Genomic DNA, 22,392 nt, shown 5'->3' on the forward strand with positions numbered 1-22,392 from the left:
TCATGTCAAAGTCACTGCCTTTTTCTATCTATCTGCTGGCACTGGGTATATTCAGCCTTATCAGCTGCGAGCTGCAGGTGCTCGGAATGATGCCACAGTTGTCCGCCTCACTTTCCCTGTCGGTTTCCGAAGTGGGTTATCTGGTCTCCTTTTACGCCGGCGCCATGGCGCTGGCCGGCCCTGTGCTAACCCTCTGCCTATCTGGCCGGCCGCCGAAACAGGCCCTGCTCATTCTCTACAGTCTGTTTTTACTGGCCCAAGGGGTTGCGATTATGGCGCAGGACTATTGGCTGCTTGTGGTCACCCGGATCATCATAGGCGCAGCCGCAGGCGCTTTCTTTGGGATCACGGTCGGCCGAGTCGGCGAGCTGGTACCCGAAGCGCAAAAAATGCGCGCCATCGCAGTGCTCTTGGCCGGGATCATGCTCGGCACTATATTGGGCCTGCCTATGGCCAGCCTCAGTGCCGAGTATTTTGGTTGGCGCACTGGGTTCTTTCTGGTCTGGCTCTGCGGCTTAATGGCCGCACTGCTCAGTGTTCGCTTCTTGCCTTCACTGCCTTCCCAGCCGCCACTGCCACTCAAGGAGGAACTCAAGGCTTTTGCCAGCGCCAGACTCTGGGCCATCTATGCCACCAGTTTCTGTATTATCGGTACCACTTATGCTGCGTTCAGCTATTTTGTCCCCATTCTGTCCGAGCTGGCGGGTTTCAGTAGTCAAACTATCACCCTTTTACTCTTTGGTTATGGCTTGAGTATGTTGCTGGGCAATCATTTGGTGTCCCGCTTATGTGGCCGCAACGACTTAACACTCCAGGCGCTGGGATTGCTGCTGCAGGCGTTATTCCTGTTGCTGCTGGCCCAAGGCAGTGAGTACCCACTATTGGCAGCGGTGGCGGTACTGGGAATAGGTTTTAGTGGTGTCAGCATGAACCCCGCCATGGTGAGCCGTCTGATGCAGCTTCCCCAGGGCAGCCGGGCACTGGTTAATACTGTGCATACTTCGGTTATCACCCTGGGTGTCATGGGAGGCAGTTTTATCAGCGGCTATGCGCTCGCCCGGGGAGCCAACCTCTATGCCCCCATCTGGATTGCCATGCTGATTGCGCTACTGGGATTACTGAGCCTGGGTCTGCCTCGGCTTCTGTCTGCAAGCTCCCGGGTAGAAGTCCCCTGCGCTGAGATAAAATAAGCGCCATAAAAAAACACCGGCGCAAGTGAAGATGCGCCGGCGTTTTCGGGACAATCAGACTCAGGACTTATAGTTACCCTGAGCGTCAAACGGCCAGTCTATGCCAAGCCAGGCCTTGAAGAAGGCTTTCTGGGCGCGGCTGACTCTTTCCTTAGGCTTAATTTGCAGCTTGCCGGATTGCTCTGAGGCCAGAGTCACACGCCGCTCTATGAGCTTATCGTCGTGGAACAGGGTCACAGTCAACTCATCACCCGCCTTAAAGTCGGCCAAACGTTTGGCGTAACCTTCGGCGCTGACTTTCAAGCCATTGATAGCCAGCAACTGATCGCCGGCGACTATGCCCGCCTGCCAAGCTGGGCCACCACGCTCAACACTTTGCAACACCAAAGAGCCGGAAGTGAGTGTCATACCGGCAAAGGCCTGCTCCTTACTGTCTTGGCCATAGGCGGTCTTAAGCCCTGCCTGACTCAGCAGTTTGTCAAAGTCCAGCACCAAGGGGGCATTGACATGGCTCTGCCACCAAGGCTCATAGTCCTTGCCGGATAAGTTTTTCAAAATACGCTTCACATCCGTGACATTGTATCCCTTGGGGACCTTGTGATCACGATAAAGACTCCGGTGCACATCCCGGTAGGACACCTCTTTGTCTGTGTTCTGCAACAGTGAGAAATCCAGTGCCAGCGAAGTCAGATAACCTTCGGAGTAGATGTTCACACTGTGGTTGATGGCGTAATCGCCGCCTGTGCTGACCCACTGACCGGCACTGGCCTCGGCCACCGACTGAATTTCCCGCCCCGGTTTATGTTGATTGGCATTGACCCGCTTGGCCAGGTCCTCCATAAACTCTTTCGGCGTCATGATCCCGGCACGCAGCAACAACTGGTTTTGAAAATAGCTGGTAGAGCCTTCCGCCATCCATAACAGCTCGGTCATATTCTCCTGCTGATAGTCGTAGGGCACCAGTCCCTCCGGGCGATAGGCCTTGACGTTCCAGGTATGAATAAACTCATGGGAAGCCGTGCTGATAAAACGCAGGTAATCCTGGCGCTCACGGAAGTTGAATCTCGGCAGCTGGATAATGGTTGAATTCAAATGCTCGGTGGCGCCGCGGGCCCCCGAGGTGGCGTGCACCATATAAACATAACGCTCAAAGGGATAGTCATCCCAAATGGCCGCCGCCGTACCGGATAACTTACCGAGATCGGCTTCTATCTGCTCCAGGTCATAGTTACCCTCGCCCCAGACCACCAGTTCATATTGTTTGCCATCGGCCTTGAAGGCGCGATGCTGACTGAGCCCGGTTTCAATCGGCGAGTCGACCAATACATCATAGTTGGCGGCCACAAACGAATGGGGCTTATCCGCCGCTGCCATTCCTGAGTAACTGCGCCAGTCGGCCGGCACATCCAGTGTTACCTTAAGCGGCTCTTGGCGAAACTCGGGGCTGTACATGAATACGCCGCTGGCATCCAGAAACGCATGGCTGGCATCAATATGCCTGACTCTTTGCCCCAACTCGTTGGCATAGAGTTGATAGCTGACGGTGACCGATGTTGGCTTGGACAAAACCACAGTCCATTCACCGCTGGCACTGCGCTTCCAAGGCAGGCTGTTGCCCTGCTCGTCCGTGGCATGAAAACGGCGAACCCCGTCCGCCAGCGGCAATACCTGATACTTGCCGGTGCGCCAAACCGGCAGATTGACCTTGAGCTGTTGCCCTGAATGTTGCGGGAAAGTGACCTTGACCTGAGCCAGATGATGTTCCGGGCTTTTAAGATCTATCTGATAATCGACGTCAGCCCAGGCTGAAGATGCCATACCCAGTGTTGTCAGTAGGGAAGAGTAAGATATGATTGACAAAACAGCGGATTTCACTCGTAATTCCTTCTTATGTCATTGTTGTTATAAAATCGGCCGAGTATAACAATTCGGGGCGGTCACCTCACCCGTTGCTAATAAAAGCTAACAATTAAGTCCCCGCAGAATGGGACAGAGGCAAATATATGTACTTTTTCAGGGTTATGTTCATCGCATCCATGCTGCTTATGGGTCTGGCGCACGCCGACGAACTGGATGATATAGAGATAAGTTTCAGGGAGCAGCCCAGGCAGCTCCACAGCACTGTGGTCAGTTCACTGCCCGAGTCGTTGCAATATCCTTCGCTTGAACAGTTTCAGTCCAGCGCATTGGAAGTGGGTTTTGCCCCGGATCAGCTGATGGACAAACTCATTCTGCTGGCTCGGCTGGATCTGGATGCCCAAGTGCTGGTTCCCGGGCGGCTGGAACAGGCACAAGATATCATTGAGCAGTTGAAGATCATCGCCCGCAGCGACTATGAAAAAGCCGCCCTCTATAATCTTGAAGGCCGTTATCTCGGCCGGGTCGACCAACAGTATGAACAAACCGTCGCCCTCAATCAGCAGGCGCTCGAGCAGTTGGGCGATGCCCAGGACAAACGCAGCCAACTGCTCAGGTATGTCATCTACGAAGATCTGGGTACAGTTAACCTGATAGCCAAACAGGCTATTCCGTCTCTGAACGCCTACAACCTGCTCAGAGATACCGCCTACCGGCTGCGCAATGACTACCTGATAGCCAATGCCGAAGCGGCTTTGGGCAAGTATTACAATATCAACGGCCAGCGCACCAAGTCGCTGCAGCACTATACCGAGGCCTTCCGTTTGGCCAGCCGTTACAACCATCCCAATCAAAAGGCACTGCTGCAGCTTAACCTGGCCAAGCTGTACCGGGACATGGAACAGTGGGATGAAGCGCTGGAATACGCCCACGGCGCCGCCGACGCTTATAAAGCCATGGGTTCCGGCTCTTTCCTGTCCCATACCATGACGGTTATCGCCATGGTGTATGGCAACACAGGCGAGTGGAACAAGGCGATTGACTACTACCTCAATGCCCAGCAGATAGATGCCGAGCTGAAGAACTTCATCGCCCAGGGGCTGAACTTCCACAACCTGGGTGAGGCTTATTTCCATTTGAACGACTATCAGGTCGCGCTCGACTACCTGTTCCAGGCCAACGAAATATTCAAGGACAGAAAGAGCAACCACTACCTGGTTTATAACGAAATGCTGATAGCCGAGGTGGGCCAGGCCATGGAGGATTGGCCTTTGACCATGCAGCACGCCATAGAAGCCTTGCGACTGGCCAAGTTGCTGGAATTGCCGGATGAGCAGATAGAAGCCCTTGGCTACCAAACCGCGGCCTACAAGGCGCAGGGTAAGTTTCAGCAGGCACTGGCAAGCCAGGAGGAAAGCATCCAACTGCAACAGGCCATGTTGGAAAAAGAGCAGCAAACCACCTCGGACGTTAATTCATCCGCCGTCACAGAGCAGAAGCTGAAACTGGAAGTGGGCCAACTCAGGCAAGATCAACTGCAAAGACAAGAAGCACTGCATACCCGTAATATTCTGCTGGCAATCAGCCTGGGGCTCTGCCTGCTGTTGCTGGCATTGGCGATGCAGCAGTATAGATTGCGCAAACAAATGGCGAAAAAGAACCAGGCTCAAAAGGCGAAAATGCAACTGGAGCCCATGAGCGGCCTGCCCGGCTATCGTGCCTTGCTTGGCAGTATTTCAAGTAAAACCAAAGGCCTGGCGCTATTGTCTCTGGAGCAGGAATTCAACTCTGACTTCACCTTGGGCAACAGCCTCGCGGCGCCGAGACTGGTGCAGCAAGCCGAGGAGATTGCCGCCCTCACCGGCGCCAAGGTATTCCTGCTCAGACCCGGCCTATTTGCCCTGACCCTTGCCGAAGACACGGGCCCAGCCAAACTTTACCACCGGCTCAGTGCCTGGCAATTCCAGGGGCAGATGCTCAAACCGGCGCTGGGTTATATTCCGCTGCCGCTCCTGGGTAACCCGGATATCAAGCTGTCGGTGGAAGTCCTGTTTGAAACGGCGCAATTGGCCCTTGCTGGTGCCATCAGCCTGAAAAACAGCCAAGGCAGTTATGTCGGTTTCAGTACTTTGGACTTCACCCCGGCCGCCATTTTCTCGGCCCCGCTCTATCTGCAATTGCAAAAGAGTATTATCCGCGGCCTGATAAGAGTGGAGACCAATGGTGAGAAAGATAAGATCTGCTGGCCGGAGTCACAACAGCAGTCCAGAGCCGAACCTGTGTCAATAATTTGATCTGAACGACAAAACTTTGTCACAACAACTGGATGGCAGATTTGCACTCCTGCCGGATTGCGATACCATTTAGAAGTGTCTGGAACTGGAGTCGTGGGGTTTTCGAGCCACTCATGACCCGACTATAGATTCGATCGCGCATCGAAGGAAAATTACAGGAATGAAGGACTCAAACGCAACGGTGTCGCAACTAGGTGTACTCAAGCAGAAATTGCATTCCACCAAAGCCGCGTTGGATGAAATGAATGAGGACAGAAATGCCAAGCTGCAGGCATTGCTGCAGTTTATTGGTCACCTCAGTCTGGCCTGTAAGGGGCAAAACCTGGAGCTGGACAATAAACTGGCCAAGCTCAGACATAACCTGGGAACCTACGAGCGTATCGATGATGTGTTGCCGGATCTGGTCGAGGTTGAGCGTCTGCTCAAGGGGCAATACCATCATGTGATGGGCCAACTGGAAGAAGGCCGCTCCAGCCTGAGCAAATTCAGCCGCCAACTGCAACGAGTCGACTCCATGCCTGAGCGCCTCAAAAAAGAGGTCAGCTATTTCAAGCAGGAGCTGGGCAAACCTTTCCATACCGTCTGGGATTATATTCCCAAGGTCGAGCAACTGGTGGGGTTTTACGAACAACTGCTGGACAACCAGTTTGAATCTGAGTCCCCCATCGCGGTACTACCCAAGCACAGACAACTGGGTCACGAGCTGGCGCAGATGATTTCCAACATAGAGTTTCGCAAAGATCAGCGTGACCAGGTGTTGGTAATCAAAGAGCAGCTGGCCTCGGCCGAGATAGATATCGATGCCCTGCTGGAGGCCTATCAAACCATACTCTCTCTGCTTTTGGATAACATAGCCCGCGAAAAAACCGCCTCACAGGAGTTTCTGTTTGCCCTCAACGACGCCCTGAGCGCCGTGCGTGAAGTGGTCAGCGACTCTTATAACCAATCCCAGCGCAGCCATCAGCTCAAGAGCCAACTGAATCGTGAACTCAACGCCCAGGTAGACAATGTCGGCGAGTCATTGGTGGATATTGAGGATATTACCGAGCTCAAGCAGCAGATCAGCGAGCAACTGGCCGCCATTCGCGCCAGCCTGGCCCGCAAGGAAGCGCTGGAGCAAAGAGAGCAAGCCTTGCTGCGCAAGTCGATGGAAACCATGCGTAAAGAGCTGAGCGACCTCTCCAGTGAAGCCACCACCTATAAGGAAAGGTTGTTCGAGCAGCAGAAGCTCAATATGCTCGATACCCTCACCCAGCTGCCCAACCGCGCGGCCATGGAGGAGCGGATGGAGCAGGAATACCGCCACTTCCAGCGCAACAAACAGCCACTGTGGCTGGCGGTAGCCGACATAGATCACTTCAAGTCCATCAACGACAGCTTTGGCCATACCACAGGTGACAAGACACTGCAGGTTATCGCCATGGCGTTGAAGAACTCCCTGCGTGACACTGAGTTTGTTGCCCGTTATGGCGGTGAGGAGTTTGTTCTCATCATTCCGGATGTTTCACCCAAGGATATAGAACAACTATTGAACAGAGTGCGCGAAAAAATTAAAAATATTCCTTTTAAATTTAAAAATCAGCGTATTACAGTTACAGTATCCATAGGGGCCGCGCAGATATTGGATGGCGAACACATCCAGGAAACTTTCGAACGCGCCGATGCGGCCCTCTACAAAGCCAAACATGAAAGCCGTGACAGAGTCATTATAGATTGACAGCAATGACTCCTGTTTCAGCTCAAGGAGTCGTCATGATAGTCAGGATCAGTCCCCGCGGCAGTATGGATCAACTGTCGCAACTGGAGGCGGACCGCCTCAAACAGAGTGCCAAGAGTGACCTTTACCAACTCTACCGTAACTGCTCGTTAGCCGTATTGGCCTCGGGGCAGCAAACTGACAACGCCAAGGAACTGTTCGACCAATTCCATGACTTTGAAATCAACGTGCTGCGCCGTGAGCGTGGCATCAAGCTGGAGCTGGTTAACCCGCCGGCCAGCGCCTTTGTCGATGAGCAGATCATAGTCGGCATTCAGGAGCACCTGTTTGCCGTGCTCAGGGACATCATCTATGTCAGCAACAAGTACGATGGCCTGAAACACATCAACCTCACCAACGCCAGCCATATCACCAACGTGGTGTTCGACATTCTGAGAAACGCCAGAGCCATTACCCCGATGCAGGATCCCAATGTGGTAGTCTGCTGGGGCGGCCACTCGATAAACGATACCGAGTACAAGTACACCAAAGAGGTGGGCTACCAGTTGGGACTGAGAATGCTGGATATCTGTACCGGCTGCGGTCCGGGGGCCATGAAAGGGCCAATGAAGGGCGCCGCAATCGGCCATGCCAAGCAGCGTATTCATAACGCCCGTTACATAGGCCTGACCGAGCCAAGCATTATCGCCGCCGAGCCGCCCAACCAGATAGTCAATGAACTGGTAATTCTGCCGGATATAGAAAAACGCCTGGAGGCCTTTGTGCGCCTGGGGCACGGTATCGTCATCTTCCCCGGCGGCGCCGGCACCGCTGAAGAGCTGCTCTACCTGCTTGGCATTTTGCTCAACCGCGAAAATGCCGATATTCCTTTCCCGCTGGTGCTCTCCGGCCCCAAGGAAAGCGAAGCCTACTTCCGCGAAATCGATGCCTTTATCGGCGCGACGCTGGGCGAGCAGGCGCAGCAGAAATACCAAATCATCATAGACGACGCCCCCCAGGTGGCGCGCATCATGCGTGCCGGTATGGAAGAGGTTAAACGTCACCGCAAGCAAACCGGTGATGCCTACCAATACCAATGGAGCCTCAAGATAGAGCCTGAATTCCAGCTGCCCTTTGTGCCCACCCATGAAGTGATGGAAAACCTTAACCTGCACTTCCAGAGCAATAAGGCTGAGCTGGCGGCCAACTTGCGCAAGGCGTTTTCCGGCATAGTGGCGGGCAACGTCAAGGCGGAAACCATGAAAAACATCGAGCGTCATGGTCCATTCAAGCTCAAGGGCGATCCCGAGCTGATGGCCTTGATGGATAAACTGTTGGGCGCCTTTGTCAGCCAACAAAGAATGAAGTTACCGGGCACCGCCTATGTGCCCTGTTATCAAATAATGAAATGAACCGACTGCTGATTATTGATGGTATGAATCTGGTGCGCCGCCTGCATGCGGCGCAGCCGGATGAAGCCGACATGCAAGGGCTGACCGAGCGCAGCCGCAATGCCTGCCAGAAGCTTATTCGCCAGCACTGCCCTAGCCATGTGGCCATTGTCTGGGACGGCGATGAAGAGTCCTGGCGCAAACGCCTGTATCCGGATTACAAGAAAGGCCGTAAGCCCATGCCCCAGGCATTGGCCGATGGCCTGCCGGCGCTGAAACAGGCACTGGCAGAAGCGGGGATTGGCTCCATCAATGCGCTATCGGAAGCCGATGATGTTATCGCCACCCTGGCAAGCAAGTTGTGCCTACGCGGTGGTGAGGCGATTATCGTCTCCACCGACAAAGGCTTTTGCCAGCTGAGATTACCGCGTTTGCTGCTGTGGGATCACTTCAATGGCGCCGCCATGGATATTGCCGCACTGGAGCAAAAACTCGGCATAGAACAGAGCCAGCTGCTGGACTTTATGGCCCTCAGCGGCGACAGCGGCAACAAGATCCCCGGCATCCAGGGAATAGGTCCCAAGACGGCCGGCGAACTGCTCAGAAGCTTTCGCACCCTGGCCAATGTCTACAATGCGCTCGATACTTTGGGAGCCAAGCAAGCCAAAAAGTTAACCGAAGGCAAGGAGATGGCCCGCCTCAGTTATCGGTTGGCAAAACTGCGCACGGATCTCGAACTCAATATTCGTTTGAACCAGTATAGAGTCAAAGAAAACCAAGGCTCCAAGAGCTCAACTTAAGCAATAAAATGGAAAACTGTATGAAAGGTAAGGCCCCTGTAGTTATCGGCAGCATCTTTATCGCCTATCTGGTCTTTGTTGCCGTGGTCATCCTCTTCTATGAACCTAAACCGGAAGATATGAGCTGGGAAGACAGGCAAGCCTATAACCAGTCTAAAGTCACTGAGTTACTGCTGGGGCAAACGCTGGAACAAACCATTGAAACCCTGGGTAGAGCCGATTTCAGCGAAGCCATGCAAACCCATGGCCAGTCGCTGCAGGTGCTCTTCTACCGCACCCAGCATGTAAAATCCGACGGCAAGACCACCAAAGACGAATGTACCCCTCTGCTGTTTGCCGATGGCCGGCTCCAGGCCTGGGGGGAAGACACTTATCAGCAGTATCTGCAGCAACATATACAGCCCCAGCAGACAACACCCAAACAGACACAGGAATAGCAAAACGAGCTCACACATAGCCTTGGTAGCCTTATTGGCTGCTCGTTATTTTAATAATCCTTTTCCAACTGACATGCTGCATTCCCGGCAAAACAGTTTAATGAAGTAAACAAGTATGAATGACTACCTGATTTTCCACCGCCGCCAATTCTATCTGGAGCGGAACTGGCTGATAAAAGCCAACACGCCCCAACGCCCGGTGGAATTTGGGCCGGATCTGGTGGTGGATTTTGCCCAGTGCCCTCGCCTGTTCTTTGCTGAACTTTTCGCCGACATACTCTCGTCAATGGAGCCTTTCGGGGTTGAGCGTATTAAAAACCCCTACAAGCCGGATGAAGATATGTATGCCGAGATAGACATAGGCACAATAGACGAACTGGATTTCATTGATGAAGTGCTCTATGCCTATTTTCATGTCTTCAATCGCTATGATGTGCTCGATATCGACCACACCATCTGGAACTCTGAATCACCCGCCATCGACGCAATACGAACCCCGGTGCTGGATCCGGCCAAATTGGCAGCCATTCCGCTTGAGCAGCGATTATTGTTCAAACTTGACCAAGACCCCTCCTTCTTACTGGTACACAACAGCGTAATGGACAAGCTGACCGCGGCCAATTTGAAAGATGTCTGGGTGCGCTGGAGCGAATAACGCCAAGGAAGAAACCGGGGGGGACATGATTCATATCAACAACGAGTATTTTGTCCTGTATTGTGGCAGCGGCGATATGCCATCCCCCTTATACCGTCTGCAGTAGAGAGCATTATCTTATTTACCGGGGTCCTACCTCGCTGCGCGAGCCCATCTATGCCGAATCGCCGGCCGATGAGGAGGAAAATACTCCCCTGATTGACGCCATGGATCTCGACGGTATGCCTATGGTAACGAATGCCATAAAGCGAGAACTCGACTATCTGGACATCTACCGGCTGCAGCTGTTGCCTGTCTGCTACTGCCCTGCCGATGAGAACGAACACCTCTATTGAGCCGTAATGCTCAACAACAGCCTCGCTGTCTATGACTTTGACAACAGCCAATCTATCCGCCGGCAAGCGGACGACTCGGTTTCCGCCATCAATATTCGCCTGGACGCCGACAAACTGCTGGCCATCCCTTTTGCCAAACGACGGATGTTCGAAGTCAAAGGCATGAGATCTATCTACATAGTACATGAGTCCGTGGCTGAGAGACTCATAGCACTCAATGCCAACGGGTTACATCTGGTGCCGCTGCTGGAATGGGACATGGGCTTTGGCTTCACCATCTAAACCAGGTGTTCTGTGACCTTTGCCCGGCCTGGCAGCCGGGCAATAATCGCGTACAGACAAAACATATTACAAACATACTGTTTACATTGGAGCTATCGCGAGTATCTTATATCACTCAATACAGAGTGAGCCGTCTTGCTCTGGAGTGAACCCAGGTTGAGCAATAAAACGGAATTACAGCATGAAAAGTAAGGCACCCGTAGTTATCGGCAGCATCTTTATCGCCTATCTGGCCTTTGTTGCCGTGGTCATTCTCTTCTATGAGCCCAAACCGGAAGACATGAGCTGGGAAGACAGGCAAGCCTATAACCAGTCTATGGTTTCCGAGCTGCAACTGGGGCAAACACTGGCAGAAGTCACCCAAACCCTGGGCAAAGCCGACTTCAGCGAAGCCAAGCAAACCCATGGTCATTCGCTGCAGGTTCTCTTCTACCGCACCCATCACAGTAAATCAGACGGCAAGACCACCAAAGATGAATGCACCCCACTGCTATTCGAAGATGGGCAACTGCTGGCCTGGGGCGAAGACACTTACCAGCAATATCTGCAGCAACATTCTCCGCAGCAAGTGCTATCCAAGGCCCCCGCTCAACCCGAATAACGGCAGAAAAACCGCAGTTTAAGGAACGGAAAACCAAGGGTAGAATCAACCTGTTCTGGCTCCCCTTCTGCCCAGCAAAAAATGTTCAAATTCATAATTCATTCCCGAAGAGTTTGCCACCTTGCGTACGCCGCACCTTTTTATCCGGGATTGATGATTATTCAGGCAATAGCTACGAACACAGTCAAGACTGGGTTGAATCGCATCGATTGAAACTGGCAGTAGCATTCGCCATTGTTCTGTGCCCCTTTGCGGTCATGTCCACTCACTGCATTTAGTGCTCAAGGTTAACCACTGAATGGGCGCTGGAGCAGGTTGTACAGCGCTGTACGCCGACTTTACAGCACTCCCCTGCTATCCCGGCATTTTCTCCGCTGTGAAACACTTTCTGATATTGAATATCTCAGTTTTCAGCAAACTACAGTTAATATTGGATGTCTTTGTTTCTTGTTTTAGTTAATATTGGGTGTCTTTTGCTTCTTTTTTCTTTCAAGCCAGCACGAAAAGACGAATTACCCAATTCCAGCAGAATTATGCGTGTCAACCTTCTGTCGGTGAACATTTACCAAAGAAAGGGCTGTTTAAGTCAAGACTGTGGCCCCGATAAGAGCATTGATCAAGATGCTGGTCAGGCAAAAGAGACTTTTGTAAGCAGCAAATGTTTATGATTGATGAAATTTTGAGGACAAAATGATGGAAGTTGCATATATTACCGAAGATTTTAATGAAGGAGACTCTTTCTTTGAGTACGATGATAAAAGATCTTTCTTTTATAACAAGGATAATGACTTTAACCCTACGTCTATTTCAGAGCCTATAGTTTGGAAAGATAACGACCTGGATCATATTGATGCTTTAGACTTAATAAAGCTAGGTTGCTTTAATGTTACCAAGGAAATTGCTCATGTTATAATGAGCTTTGACCCGTATGGCATAGCTTTTTACCCCGCCAAACTCGCTTGTGCCGGCCAGGATACATCTAGCGGGCGTTACTTAATAGCTGTAAACAATATTGTTGATGTAGTTGACAAAAGCAAAAACATTTCCAAAGCAATGACTCAGCATTATCTTTCCGAAGATAAAATAAAATCGCTTCCACCATGTAGACAACACGTATTCAAGCCCAAAGGAATGAGTAAAATTTTCTTTTCAAAAGAAATATTTGATGCACTTCACAACATATATGAAGAAGGTAAAATCAAGACCAGTTTAATTGCTTACACATTTGACACATCTGAAGAGTGCCCAAATATTTAACAACATTGGGTATCTTTTTTCTTTAGCTGTATCTGTTTTGAGAAAATTGAGCAAGATAAGAATGTCGCGCGCAGTGCTAAATTCTGGCAAATATTGGCTAAATAGATATAAAGCAAGAGAAAGGATATCTGTGCAGTTGAATAAAATGGAGATTCATTAGTCAAATGATAGCCAGATTTACCTTTATGGCGATGAAGTTTCAGGCAACATGTTTGGTCTTCTGGGAGTTGCTATCGATAAAATTTGACAATGTAATTTCCGAGCAAGTAAAACGCCTTTCTACAAACAATAAAACCTTAATTACTGCAGACAATAATGAGTAAGCATCAGTCGGTACACAAGGCGGGCTCGCTTTTGCCCAACAACGACTGCCAAAGACAACACTTAACATCCCAAGTCTGCTTGAGTACGTATCGCCCTGCCCCTCCCCTATAAACAGAAAAAAGAGGCGACCAATTGGTCCGCCTCTGTGAGTTATTTGGGCAGAAAGGGAGTTCAGTCTTCCGCCTTGGGCTCGCGATAAGCTTCACCCTTTTCAAGCCACTCGGGGGCCTTGGCACCCTTGAGGTAATGATCGAACCAGTCTTTCATCCGCACACTGTAATCCAGCTTGTTGGGATACTTCTTCAGATGGTGCGGCTCGTCCTGATACTGCAGCAGGACCACATCTTTTCCGGCGCGGCGCATTGTCAGGTACAGTTCAACCCCTTGCTCCCAAGGCACGGCATCGTCTTTGTCACCGAACATGATCATCATCGGCGTTTGAATACGATCGACATAGAACACGGGGGAGTTTTCTATGTATTTCTGCGGCGCGCGCATCAGGCTTTCACCGATACGGCTCTGGCCGGTTTCATACTGGAACTGACGGGCAAGGCCGGTGCCGTGACGTATGCCGCTGTAGGCACTGGTCATATTGCTTACCGGGGCACCACTGACTGCGGCCTTGAAGATATTGGTCTGGGTCACGGCAAAAGCTGTCTGGTAACCGCCCCAGGAGTGGCCCTGAATACCGACGGCATCCGGATCGGCGATCCCCATGTCGATAAGCTTCTGCACTCCGGCGGTCAATGCCTTGACCGAGCTGATACCAGGATAGCCGACTTCAAAGCGGATATCCGGCAGAAAGATGGCGTAATCATCGGCGGCATACCAGGCAAAGTTGGGCCTGTGATTGATTTTCATGTCCGGGAAGGCGTGCAGGCGATCGCTCATAAAGCGGTAGAAATATACCAATACAGGATAACGCTTGCCACTTTGATAGTTGGCAGGCTTGATTAACACGCCGTCCATTTCACGACCATCACCGTCGCGCCAGTGTACCAGCTCTGACTTACCCCAAGGCAGTTTGCGGCGCTGGGCATCAAAGTCGGTTTGCTTGACCGCCTTGGCTGGCTCAAGCAAAGCCGAGCTGTAGAGATCTGGATAGCTGTCGTAACGCTCCTGACTGAACAGCAAGGTATCACCCTTGTCGGCTCTGGCCAGCACAGACAGCTTGTTGTCTTTGGCAAACAGCGGCGTCAGTTGAGCCCGGCCGATAACCGCACGGTAAAAACCGTCGGCCTTGGTCTTGTGGCTATAGCCCTGCAGCAACACAGCCTGGTTGCGCGCCACAGTGGCCGGATAAGCCTTGTCTGGCTGGGCCAGAGCTTCAATACGCAGACTTTGCTGCTGCTTGCGGCCCTCACCGCCTGTCAGCATAAAACCGTCGTGGGAGCGGGTATCAAACTGCCAGATATCGTATTTGTCATACACCAGCAGGCCTGAGTCATCCTCGAGCCAGGGGCCGAAGCCATAGCCGGGCGCCGCAGATGGATAATCATGATCTTCATCGGCGAAGCTGACCTTGAGCTTGCTGCTGAGGTTATGTTTGCGACCACTGGCCACATCATAGAGATAGATGCCGCCCTGCTGATAAAAGGCCAGGTATTTACCGGCCGGTGACAGGGTTGGCGCACTGCCGCTTGGCTGTTGGGTCAATACCCGGGTCTTGTGACCGGTATTGATATCCACCAGGTAAAAATCCCGGTAAAAACCGGCCCAGGTGATCATCTTGCGATAGGGAATATCAGAGCTCCCCAGCAGCACCCGCTTGTGTTCGCTCAGCTCAATGTCCGGCACCTTGCGGTCGGCCAGTTGCACTAGGTTGCGCGAACCAAGATGCAGCACAGCCAGATAAGTGCGGCTCTGCTCTTTTTCATACTGTTTAACTTCATTGGGCTTGATCAGCGGATCATCGCCGTGCCACAGGCGTAGATCCCGCTGGGCACTTACCAGCGCGGTGTCGTACAGGTCGCTGCTCTGCTCCACCTTGGGAATTTGCAGCTGCTTGCTTATCTCGGGCACCCGGCCGAAGAACAGCCGCTCACCGTCGGCCGAAAAGCTCAGCTTGGCATGGCGATTAATGAGCCAACCCTTACTGTCGCCCTTGCTTGGCAATATCTGGCTCAGTTTGCCCGACTCTCTGTCGTAGAGAGACAAGGCATAGGGGCGCTCGTTCGCATCCAGCGCCGCATCACCTCGGGTATAGGCAAGATAGCGGCCATCACGGCTCAGGGTCAGGGCACCAAACTGCTTGTCGGCTTGGCTGCTGACCGATTTGAGTTCAAAGCTGCGGGTATCGAGCACAGAGATGCTGTGGCTATTACTTGCACTGTCGTTTTGCGCCAGTGCCAGCACGCTGCCGTTATAAGCCAGTTGCCAGGCGGTAACATGCTCGAAACGCTGTGACTTGCCGCTTGCCAGCGACAACAGCTCGAAACTGCTGCCGGCATCCAGTTTCGGCGTTTTGGCTACTGGAGCATCGGGGGCGGATGCTTGAGTGGCTACTTTGGCTGAGGCCTCTTTGGCATCAATGCCGTTTGCCTCTGCGCTCTCTTTGCTTTCTTCATCGGCTTCATACCAGATAGCCAGCAAAGTACCATCTTCGCTGAAGGCATAAGACTTGACCCGCTCAAAGCGGCGCTGCTCACCTGTGGTGTTATCCAGCAGCAACAGGCCTTTTTTCAGCTTCTTGCGCGCCTTGGGAGCAAGCTTTTCCGATTCCAGCAGCGAAGGCGCCAGAGTAAAGACAGTGTAACGGCCATCGGCTGACAGCTGCGGCTTGGAGCCACCGGCGACATCATAAACCTTGGTATTGGCCAGTGACTTAACCACACCACGGCTGTCGCCGCGATCCGGCGCAACACTATAGGCCAGCACCTTGCCTTGAGGGTCGAGAACCTGATCGGTAATCGACTCAAACTGCATTATATCCTTGAGGGTCAGTGAGGGGCTGCTCTGGGCACTGACTGCGGTAGCGAAACCGGCTGACAGCAACAGCAGCGATGCTAAGGGCGTTAACTTCAAGATCGTCCTCTTTTTCATTGTTGTTAGACTAAAGTAGACTTTTTATTTTGTTGGCGTTCCATCATGGTCAGACGCCGACTTTTTAGCAAGTCAGCCTACAGAAAAAAGCGTGAGATTGCTCACTATTTCCTGTGAAAATGCGTTGAATGTGTATAGAATAGCGGCGATCTAAATCACAAAATTCTCAGTCGAAAACCGTGTCACTGACATGGTCTGATAAATAGCAGTAACGACCAACCGTGGAAGGACCTCTCCATGTCAAAAAGAACTATTACCGTGATCCCTGGTGACGGGATCGGCCCCAGCATTATCGACTCAGCTCTGAAAATTCTCGATAAGGCGGGGTGCGACTTTGAATATGAATTTGCCGATGCCGGTCTGACTGCTCTGGAAAAACACGGTGAGCTTCTGCCTCAGCGCACGCTGGATCTCATCGAGAAGAACCGTATCACCCTCAAAGGCCCATTGACAACGCCTGTTGGCGAAGGCTTCACCTCCATCAACGTAACCCTGCGTAAGAAGTTCAGCCTGTACGCCAACGTGCGTCCTGTGCTTTCTTTCAAGGGCACCCAAGCCAGATATGAGAACATAGACATCATCACAGTGCGTGAAAACACTGAAGGTATGTACTCAGGCCTGGGACAAAAGTTGTCTGAAGACGGCGCCATTGCCGAAGCCACCAGTATCATTACCCGTCAGGGTGCCGAGCAGATTGCTACCTTCGCCTATGAACTGGCTCGCAAGGAAGGTCGCAAGAAGGTGACCATAGTCCACAAGGCCAACATCATGAAGTCGACTTCAGGCCTGTTCCTGAAAGTGGCCCGTGAAGTCAGCCAGCGTTATCCGGATATCACTACCGAAGAGATGATTGTTGACGCCACTTGTATGAAGCTGGTGATGAACCCGGAAAACTTCGACGTGATAGTCACCACCAACCTGTTCGGTGACATTCTGTCTGATCTCTGCGCCGGTCTGGTGGGTGGTCTGGGCATGGCCCCGGGCGCCAACATCGGCAGCAACGCCGCTATCTTTGAAGCGGTTCACGGCAGTGCCCCGGATATTGCCGGCAAAAACCTGGCGAACCCAACTTCAGTGATCCTGGCATCTATCCAAATGTTGGAATACTTGGGTATGTCAGATAAAGCCGCCGCCATTCGCGCTGCCGTTTCTGCGGTTATCGAAGAAGGCGACCGCACTACCCGCGATCTCGGTGGTACTCATGGCACCACTGACTTCACCCAAGCGGTGCTGGATAGACTCTGATCTAATATCAACTCAGTAAGTTGCTAAAAAGGATGACCCAAGGTCATCCTTTTTTATGCCTGCGTTGGCAGGCAATGGGAAACATCCGCCGCCGGAGGCCCAACCAATGTTTTTGGCTATTTTGAGCTGAAAGCTATGTTAGCCGCTGTGCCAGCGGCCTAAAGTAGTGGAGCAAGTGCATCCATGCACAAGGGCCAGTTCGCCTTCCCTGGCTCTCGCTCGAAGCACGTTGCTACGCAACTCTCGCCAAACCACACCGGGCAAGGACACCCCGACGTAGCCGAAATCCCCACTGGCTTATGAAGGGGAATTGGTGCAATTCTGTTAGCGCTGAGTAGCTTGAAACATCCGAAGTGTCTTCAGACATACCCCCCACTTTCAGGCATAGGCGGAACAGTGACCGTCGAAAACAGGGACGTTTTCGTCGAGGCTACATGGACGTATTCACGCCGTGTCACAGGATCGCCTGTGCGAGAGCACACCGCAGGTGATTGGCCGCTGATTAGCCACGTTATTTGCGCCAACGGCTGTCGGCGACACCGAGGGGGGAATTGGTGCAATTCTGTTAGCACTGAGTAGCCTGAAACATCTGAAATGTCTGCAGATATACACCTATTTCCAGGCACAGGCGAAACTGTGACCGTCGAAAACAGGGACGTTTTCGTCGAGGCTACATGGACGTATTCACGCCGTGTCACAGGATCGCCTGTGCGAGAGCACACCGCAGGTGATTGGCAGCTGCTTAGCCAGAAGCTAAGACCTAGTTTATTGGTGAGTTTTGGCTTAAAGCTATGATAGCCGCTGTGCCAGCGGCCTAAAGTCGTGGAGTTTCACCCCACACCCGACCAAGAGGGGATCAGCAGCAATCCCCTCTTGGATCTCCCTTGCCGCCCCACACGGTGTCGAAAGCTCCTCGGCCTAATGGCGCAAATAACTACCGCTTCAGACGCTCATCCCTGATTCGACTGGCGCTGCTTCGGCATCCATGCCTCAGCCACGTTATTTGTGCCAACGGCTGTCGGCGACACCGAGGGGGATTAGTGCAATTCTGTTAGCATTGAGCAGCTTGAAACATCTGAAAAGTTTGCAGACATACACCTATTTTCCAGGCACAGGTGGAACTGTGACCGTTGAAAACAGGATGTTTTCGTCGAGGCTACATGGACGTATTCACGCCGTGTCGCGGGATCGCCTGTGCGAAAGGTGCACCGCAGGTGATGGGCCGCTGCTTAGCCACGTTATTTGCGCCAACGGCTGTCGGCGACACCGAGGGGGGAATTGGTGCAATTCTGTTAGCTCTGAGTAGCTTGAAACATCTGAAGAGTTTGCAGACATACACCTATTTTCCAGGCACAGGCGGGGACTGAGACCTTCCGAGCCAGGGATGGCGAGGCAGAGCTTACAAGGACGTACTCGCAGCGTGTCACAGGATCGCCTGTGCGAAAGGCGCACCGCAGGTGATTGGCTACACCGTGGCCGGAAGCTCGGCCAGTACTAAGTGGGACTATGACTGTCAAAAACAGAGAATAATGCAAACACCCAGTCAATTCTGCTTCAAAAACAACCCAAATCAGGGTTTTGTGGCCTTTGTCAAAAACTTGACCTTTGGCTAATTGTTTTCAAATTCAGTACTGGGTATTGTATAACCAATTCAAACGCTTAGCTTTAGCACTTTCTTAAGCTTGAGGCCAGAAGCAGCAGCACTTTTCCGTTTTCAACGGAATGCAGGGACGAACAGAGTTTGAACCCGTGCGGTAGCCATGGCTTTACTTAACGTTTTTTGTAGGGCTTGGGTTGTAGGGCCCGGGTTGTAGCGTTTGCGGCGCTCATGACAAGCACCTCAGAACTGATTTTTATACAGTATTATTGACGTTCCGGGCAAAATGCCGGGAATTTGCAGCTAAGCTTGCACGTTATTTCCGTAACATTGCAGGAAATACCATTAAATTCATAATGTTAAAAAATACAGCTGGTAGATAATAAGTTTAGAAACCGCGCATGCGCGTTTAGCTGCAAGGGATATTAGGACTAAATGGTATTATATCCAGCAAATACAAATAGATAGCGATGCACGTTTACACTCCTCCGAGGACTAAAACGCGCATGCGTATTATACAGCTGTTAAGTTTCAATCAGAGGTCAGGGAACGATGAAAATATCTAAAGTATCTATAAGCAATTTCAGGTCTATCGGCGAAGCTCATTTTGATTGTGATAACTTCAATATCTTTGTAGGTCAAAATAACGCAGGAAAGACTAATTTCTTCGAAGCGGTTGAATGGTTTTTCAATGGAACTTCTAAGGGTGTGTCTATGAAGGATTTACACCCAAAAGGAGATACATCAAAAACCATTTCAGTAAAAATTGAGTTTACAGGTGCACTGCATGGCGCTGAAAATATGCGCAATGATGCCAATAAGACTAAAATGTTAGGTGTGTTAAACGGCAACGATAAGTTAGTTGTTGAAAGATCAAGCAAAGAGCCTAGCAAAAGAAAAATAATAATAAATGGAGAAGAATTAGCTAAAAATCCAGCAGGTTTTGATAAAGCGTTTAACGATTTTCTACCAAAGTTCGAATATATACATACCAAGCAATATTTTGATGAAGTGGCAAAATATGCTGCGAAGACTCCGGTTGGTATTATGTTGTCTTCTGTTCTTGAAGAGATTCTGCAAGACAATCCTCAATACAGAGCTTTTAGAGACAAGTTTGATGAGTTGTTTGATGATGAAGGATCAGCTGTAAAGTTGGAGTTTGATCGTTTAGGCGACAATGTTAAAACCCATTTGGAAAAACAGTTTGCTGAATGTACAAAGGTTAGTTTCGAAGTAACAAGTCCAGAATTCAATGACTTGCTAAAAAACTTCCAGACTAGAGTTGATGATGGTGTAGAAACATATGCATCTGAAAAAGGTGATGGCATGCAGAGGGCTCTTATGCTTGCCATTATCCAGGCGTATGCAGATTACAGAAAAGGTAGAGAAGATGCAGGCAAATCTTTTTTATTCTTCATTGATGAAGCAGAACTTCATTTACACCCAACCGCACAGCGGAAATTAAAAGAAGTACTCCTAACATTGAGCTCTGAGCTCGATCAAGTATTTATAAATACCCATTCATCGGTATTTGTAGCAGACGAGCATCCATCACAAAAAATTTATAAAGTAGAGAAAGAAGATAGCATTACTAATTTTAAGTATGTCGATCAACTGGATAAGCCCTACGTTGTCTTTGAATTACTGGGTGGAAGCCCGTCTGATCTATTGCTTCCTCGTAACTTTTTAATAGTAGAAGGACCGAGCGAGGTTGAATTATTAACCCGTGTAATTAAACGCTTTTATTCCGACAGACCGACAATTCAAATAATTTCTGCTGAAGGAGATACTCATCAAGCTAAGCGATCAATTAATGCAATAAGAAAGGCATTTAAACCTCTTGAGAGTTCTATATTCGAAGAAAAGATAGTTGTTTTGTGCGATGCACCAACTCAAAAGGCGCAAGGCGGCTTTGATGAGTTCATGAAGGAGTTTAGAAAATTTAATAAGCGAGGGCAGATTAAAGTTTTAGCACACGGCTCATTGGAAGAATGCTATCCAAATCACTTGGACTGGAAAAGAACGGAACAGCAAGTTGCAAGTATGACCGGTAAGCAGAAAACAAGTCTGTCAAGACGAGTAGGTGATGAAATTACGAAAGAACAATTCGAAACGGAAATGAAATCTGTATTTGAGACACTTGTACGCGCATGGGAGTTGTCGTTTTGAAACTTAACAAGCCACTCCACACGGAAATTTTACTCGCTACGCTCCCAAAATTCCGGTGAGTGGAGCGTTAAGTCTACAAAGGAGAGTGTTTTGCCCAAAGAATGGATTGATGTCGCTGATACAGCTGTAAAAATAGGCTTAGGGGCGCTGATAACAGGAGTCTTTACGTACTTAGGTGTTAAGACTTCACATAGATCTGAAAAGCAAAAGTTTATGCTGGAACATAAAACAAAGTTACTTGAACAGATATCTGATGATGTTGAAACGTATTTTCGCTCTTTTGACTCATACATTGCAAAGATAGCAGGTATCACGAAGCATCAAAAAAACAATAATGAAGAAGGGAATGATTTTAGTGTTAAGCAAAAAAAATCTATAAATGAACGAGATCAGGCCTTAGTCGAAGGATGGGCATATCAGAAATCTGCGATATCTAGATTGAGGCTTGTAAAAGCTAATGTTGCCGTAAAAGCTCTTGGTAAATTCAACTCTCTCGAAAAAGAACTCCGTGACAGAATAGTTTTTGACAAGGAAGTACCTACATATGATGAGGTCGTCGACCTTAGAAAACGAGTAGCAGTTCAAAAGAGAGAGGTTCATAAGGCTTTGGCTGACTTTTATGATGGGCTTCAAACAAACAATAAAGACACCCAGTATTAGCTGAGTAAAGACTTTAATCGTCCCTGTTACTGGCATGCGGTGAGAGCACATTATTCTTTCCCTTTGAGGACCGTTCAGCTGTTGAAGTGAGTGCGAAAGTCAAACTTCAGGCACGATGGAGGTCGAACAAAGTTCGATTGGAGAGAAATACTTGGGAGCCGCAGGGATTCAGCTAAACAATTTCTGACAATTAGTGAGTTTATCTAACTAAAAGGTGTCTAGGAAATCAGTGGCGATTCATAACGCTACAGCAGAGTTGCTTGAAACTCACAGCAAGCAACTCTGCGATAGTAGCCTTGGTTTCAACCAAGCTGCGCCCAAGCCTTATTGACTTCTTCAGCGATGATTTCAATGCCGCGACGCATCAATTCAGGTTGTTGCACATAGTTCATCCGAATACACTCACCGGCGTGTGGCCACTCTTCGGCCAGTCCGAAGAAGAAATACTCCCCTGGCACCACCAATACGCCCCTGGCTTTCAGGCGTCGATAGAGTTCCATGGCGCTGATGGGCAGGCCCTCAAACCAGAGCCAGAGGAAAATCGCGCCCTCGGGTTTATC

At 50.5% G+C, this 22,392-nt stretch carries 16 protein-coding genes and 1 pseudogene; 14 read left to right on the forward strand and 3 right to left on the reverse strand.

All coding sequences use genetic code 11. The features are described 5' to 3' along the window. The first annotated feature begins 2 nt into the window (after positions 1-2). On the forward strand, positions 3-1,190 hold the full coding sequence (locus tag ACWAU4_RS15175; protein ID WP_083390402.1) for an MFS transporter: 1,188 nt from the start codon (positions 3-5) through the stop codon (positions 1,188-1,190). Between the two features lie 60 nt (positions 1,191-1,250). On the opposite strand, the gene ACWAU4_RS15180 is transcribed toward ACWAU4_RS15175, so the two are convergent. Next, positions 1,251-3,065: a M61 family metallopeptidase gene (locus ACWAU4_RS15180; RefSeq protein WP_422790463.1), complete on the reverse strand. Its 1,815-nt coding sequence runs from the start codon at positions 3,063-3,065 to the stop codon at positions 1,251-1,253. A gap of 128 nt (positions 3,066-3,193) precedes the next feature. Between ACWAU4_RS15180 and ACWAU4_RS15185 the strand changes: the two genes are divergently transcribed. The 10 genes from ACWAU4_RS15185 to ACWAU4_RS15230 all read left to right on the forward strand — a co-directional run bounded on the left by ACWAU4_RS15185 (position 3,194) and on the right by ACWAU4_RS15230 (position 12,795). Next, complete coding sequence (locus tag ACWAU4_RS15185; RefSeq protein ID WP_221055281.1) at positions 3,194-5,341, forward strand: tetratricopeptide repeat protein; 2,148 nt, start codon at positions 3,194-3,196, stop codon at positions 5,339-5,341. 160 nt (positions 5,342-5,501) lie between these two features. Next, a complete protein-coding gene (locus ACWAU4_RS15190) occupies positions 5,502-7,058 on the forward strand; it encodes a GGDEF domain-containing protein (protein WP_025889111.1) in 1,557 nt (518 codons plus the stop codon). 35 nt (positions 7,059-7,093) lie between these two features. Beyond that, positions 7,094-8,449, forward strand: coding sequence for a nucleotide 5'-monophosphate nucleosidase PpnN (ppnN, locus tag ACWAU4_RS15195; protein ID WP_025011997.1), 1,356 nt, complete (start codon positions 7,094-7,096; stop codon positions 8,447-8,449). Continuing rightward, positions 8,446-9,228, forward strand: a complete 783-nt coding sequence (gene xni / locus ACWAU4_RS15200; protein WP_190532677.1) for a flap endonuclease Xni — start codon at positions 8,446-8,448, stop codon at positions 9,226-9,228. Before ppnN ends, xni begins: the two co-directional genes overlap by 4 nt. Positions 9,229-9,248: 20 nt before the next feature. Then, complete coding sequence (locus ACWAU4_RS15205) at positions 9,249-9,665, forward strand: DUF3192 domain-containing protein (protein ID WP_101059837.1); 417 nt, start codon at positions 9,249-9,251, stop codon at positions 9,663-9,665. A gap of 115 nt (positions 9,666-9,780) precedes the next feature. After that, positions 9,781-10,320, forward strand: coding sequence for a hypothetical protein (locus ACWAU4_RS15210; RefSeq protein WP_454290316.1), 540 nt, complete (start codon positions 9,781-9,783; stop codon positions 10,318-10,320). 50 nt (positions 10,321-10,370) lie between these two features. After that, positions 10,371-10,655, forward strand: coding sequence for a hypothetical protein (locus ACWAU4_RS15215; RefSeq protein WP_454290317.1), 285 nt, complete (start codon positions 10,371-10,373; stop codon positions 10,653-10,655). 6 nt (positions 10,656-10,661) lie between these two features. Continuing rightward, a complete protein-coding gene (locus ACWAU4_RS15220; protein ID WP_304716377.1) occupies positions 10,662-10,937 on the forward strand; it encodes a hypothetical protein in 276 nt (91 codons plus the stop codon). 181 nt (positions 10,938-11,118) lie between these two features. After that, the gene (locus ACWAU4_RS15225; protein ID WP_025889106.1) at positions 11,119-11,538 is read left to right on the forward strand and encodes a DUF3192 domain-containing protein; all 420 of its coding nucleotides are present in this window, start codon (positions 11,119-11,121) and stop codon (positions 11,536-11,538) included. A gap of 690 nt (positions 11,539-12,228) precedes the next feature. Next, complete coding sequence (locus ACWAU4_RS15230) at positions 12,229-12,795, forward strand: imm11 family protein (RefSeq protein WP_208129229.1); 567 nt, start codon at positions 12,229-12,231, stop codon at positions 12,793-12,795. Positions 12,796-13,290: 495 nt separating this feature from the next. Here ACWAU4_RS15230 and ACWAU4_RS15235 read toward each other — a convergent pair whose 3' ends face one another. Next, a complete protein-coding gene (locus ACWAU4_RS15235; protein ID WP_454290318.1) occupies positions 13,291-16,143 on the reverse strand; it encodes a S9 family peptidase in 2,853 nt (950 codons plus the stop codon). A gap of 255 nt (positions 16,144-16,398) precedes the next feature. Between ACWAU4_RS15235 and ACWAU4_RS15240 the strand changes: the two genes are divergently transcribed. The 3 genes from ACWAU4_RS15240 to ACWAU4_RS15250 all read left to right on the forward strand — a co-directional run bounded on the left by ACWAU4_RS15240 (position 16,399) and on the right by ACWAU4_RS15250 (position 21,832). After that, entirely contained in the window at positions 16,399-17,406 is a 1,008-nt protein-coding gene (locus tag ACWAU4_RS15240; protein ID WP_025011991.1) for an isocitrate dehydrogenase, read from the forward strand. A gap of 2,149 nt (positions 17,407-19,555) precedes the next feature. Next, on the forward strand, positions 19,556-21,172 hold the full coding sequence (locus tag ACWAU4_RS15245; RefSeq protein ID WP_208124938.1) for an ATP-dependent nuclease: 1,617 nt from the start codon (positions 19,556-19,558) through the stop codon (positions 21,170-21,172). Positions 21,173-21,262: 90 nt separating this feature from the next. Further along, positions 21,263-21,832, forward strand: coding sequence for a hypothetical protein (locus tag ACWAU4_RS15250; protein ID WP_044735888.1), 570 nt, complete (start codon positions 21,263-21,265; stop codon positions 21,830-21,832). 302 nt (positions 21,833-22,134) lie between these two features. Here ACWAU4_RS15250 and avtA read toward each other — a convergent pair. Then, positions 22,135-22,389, reverse strand: a pseudogene (avtA, locus tag ACWAU4_RS15255) (valine--pyruvate transaminase); the annotation flags it as partial. Positions 22,390-22,392: the final 3 nt, after the last annotated feature.

The organism is Shewanella sp. FeAMO (genome assembly GCF_053653955.1).

Excerpts from the sequence above, each read along its gene's own strand:
- ACWAU4_RS15175 (WP_083390402.1), top strand. The coding sequence starts at position 3 with ATGTCAAAGTCACTGCCTTTTTCTATCTATCTGCTGGCACTGGGTATA.
- ACWAU4_RS15185 (WP_221055281.1), top strand. The coding sequence starts at position 3,194 with ATGTACTTTTTCAGGGTTATGTTCATCGCATCCATGCTGCTTATGGGT.
- ACWAU4_RS15190 (WP_025889111.1), top strand. The coding sequence starts at position 5,502 with ATGAAGGACTCAAACGCAACGGTGTCGCAACTAGGTGTACTCAAGCAG.
- ppnN (WP_025011997.1), top strand. The coding sequence starts at position 7,094 with ATGATAGTCAGGATCAGTCCCCGCGGCAGTATGGATCAACTGTCGCAA.
- xni (WP_190532677.1), top strand. The coding sequence starts at position 8,446 with ATGAACCGACTGCTGATTATTGATGGTATGAATCTGGTGCGCCGCCTG.
- ACWAU4_RS15205 (WP_101059837.1), top strand. The coding sequence starts at position 9,249 with ATGAAAGGTAAGGCCCCTGTAGTTATCGGCAGCATCTTTATCGCCTAT.
- ACWAU4_RS15210 (WP_454290316.1), top strand. The coding sequence starts at position 9,781 with ATGAATGACTACCTGATTTTCCACCGCCGCCAATTCTATCTGGAGCGG.
- ACWAU4_RS15220 (WP_304716377.1), top strand. The coding sequence starts at position 10,662 with ATGCTCAACAACAGCCTCGCTGTCTATGACTTTGACAACAGCCAATCT.
- ACWAU4_RS15225 (WP_025889106.1), top strand. The coding sequence starts at position 11,119 with ATGAAAAGTAAGGCACCCGTAGTTATCGGCAGCATCTTTATCGCCTAT.
- ACWAU4_RS15230 (WP_208129229.1), top strand. The coding sequence starts at position 12,229 with ATGATGGAAGTTGCATATATTACCGAAGATTTTAATGAAGGAGACTCT.
- ACWAU4_RS15240 (WP_025011991.1), top strand. The coding sequence starts at position 16,399 with ATGTCAAAAAGAACTATTACCGTGATCCCTGGTGACGGGATCGGCCCC.
- ACWAU4_RS15245 (WP_208124938.1), top strand. The coding sequence starts at position 19,556 with ATGAAAATATCTAAAGTATCTATAAGCAATTTCAGGTCTATCGGCGAA.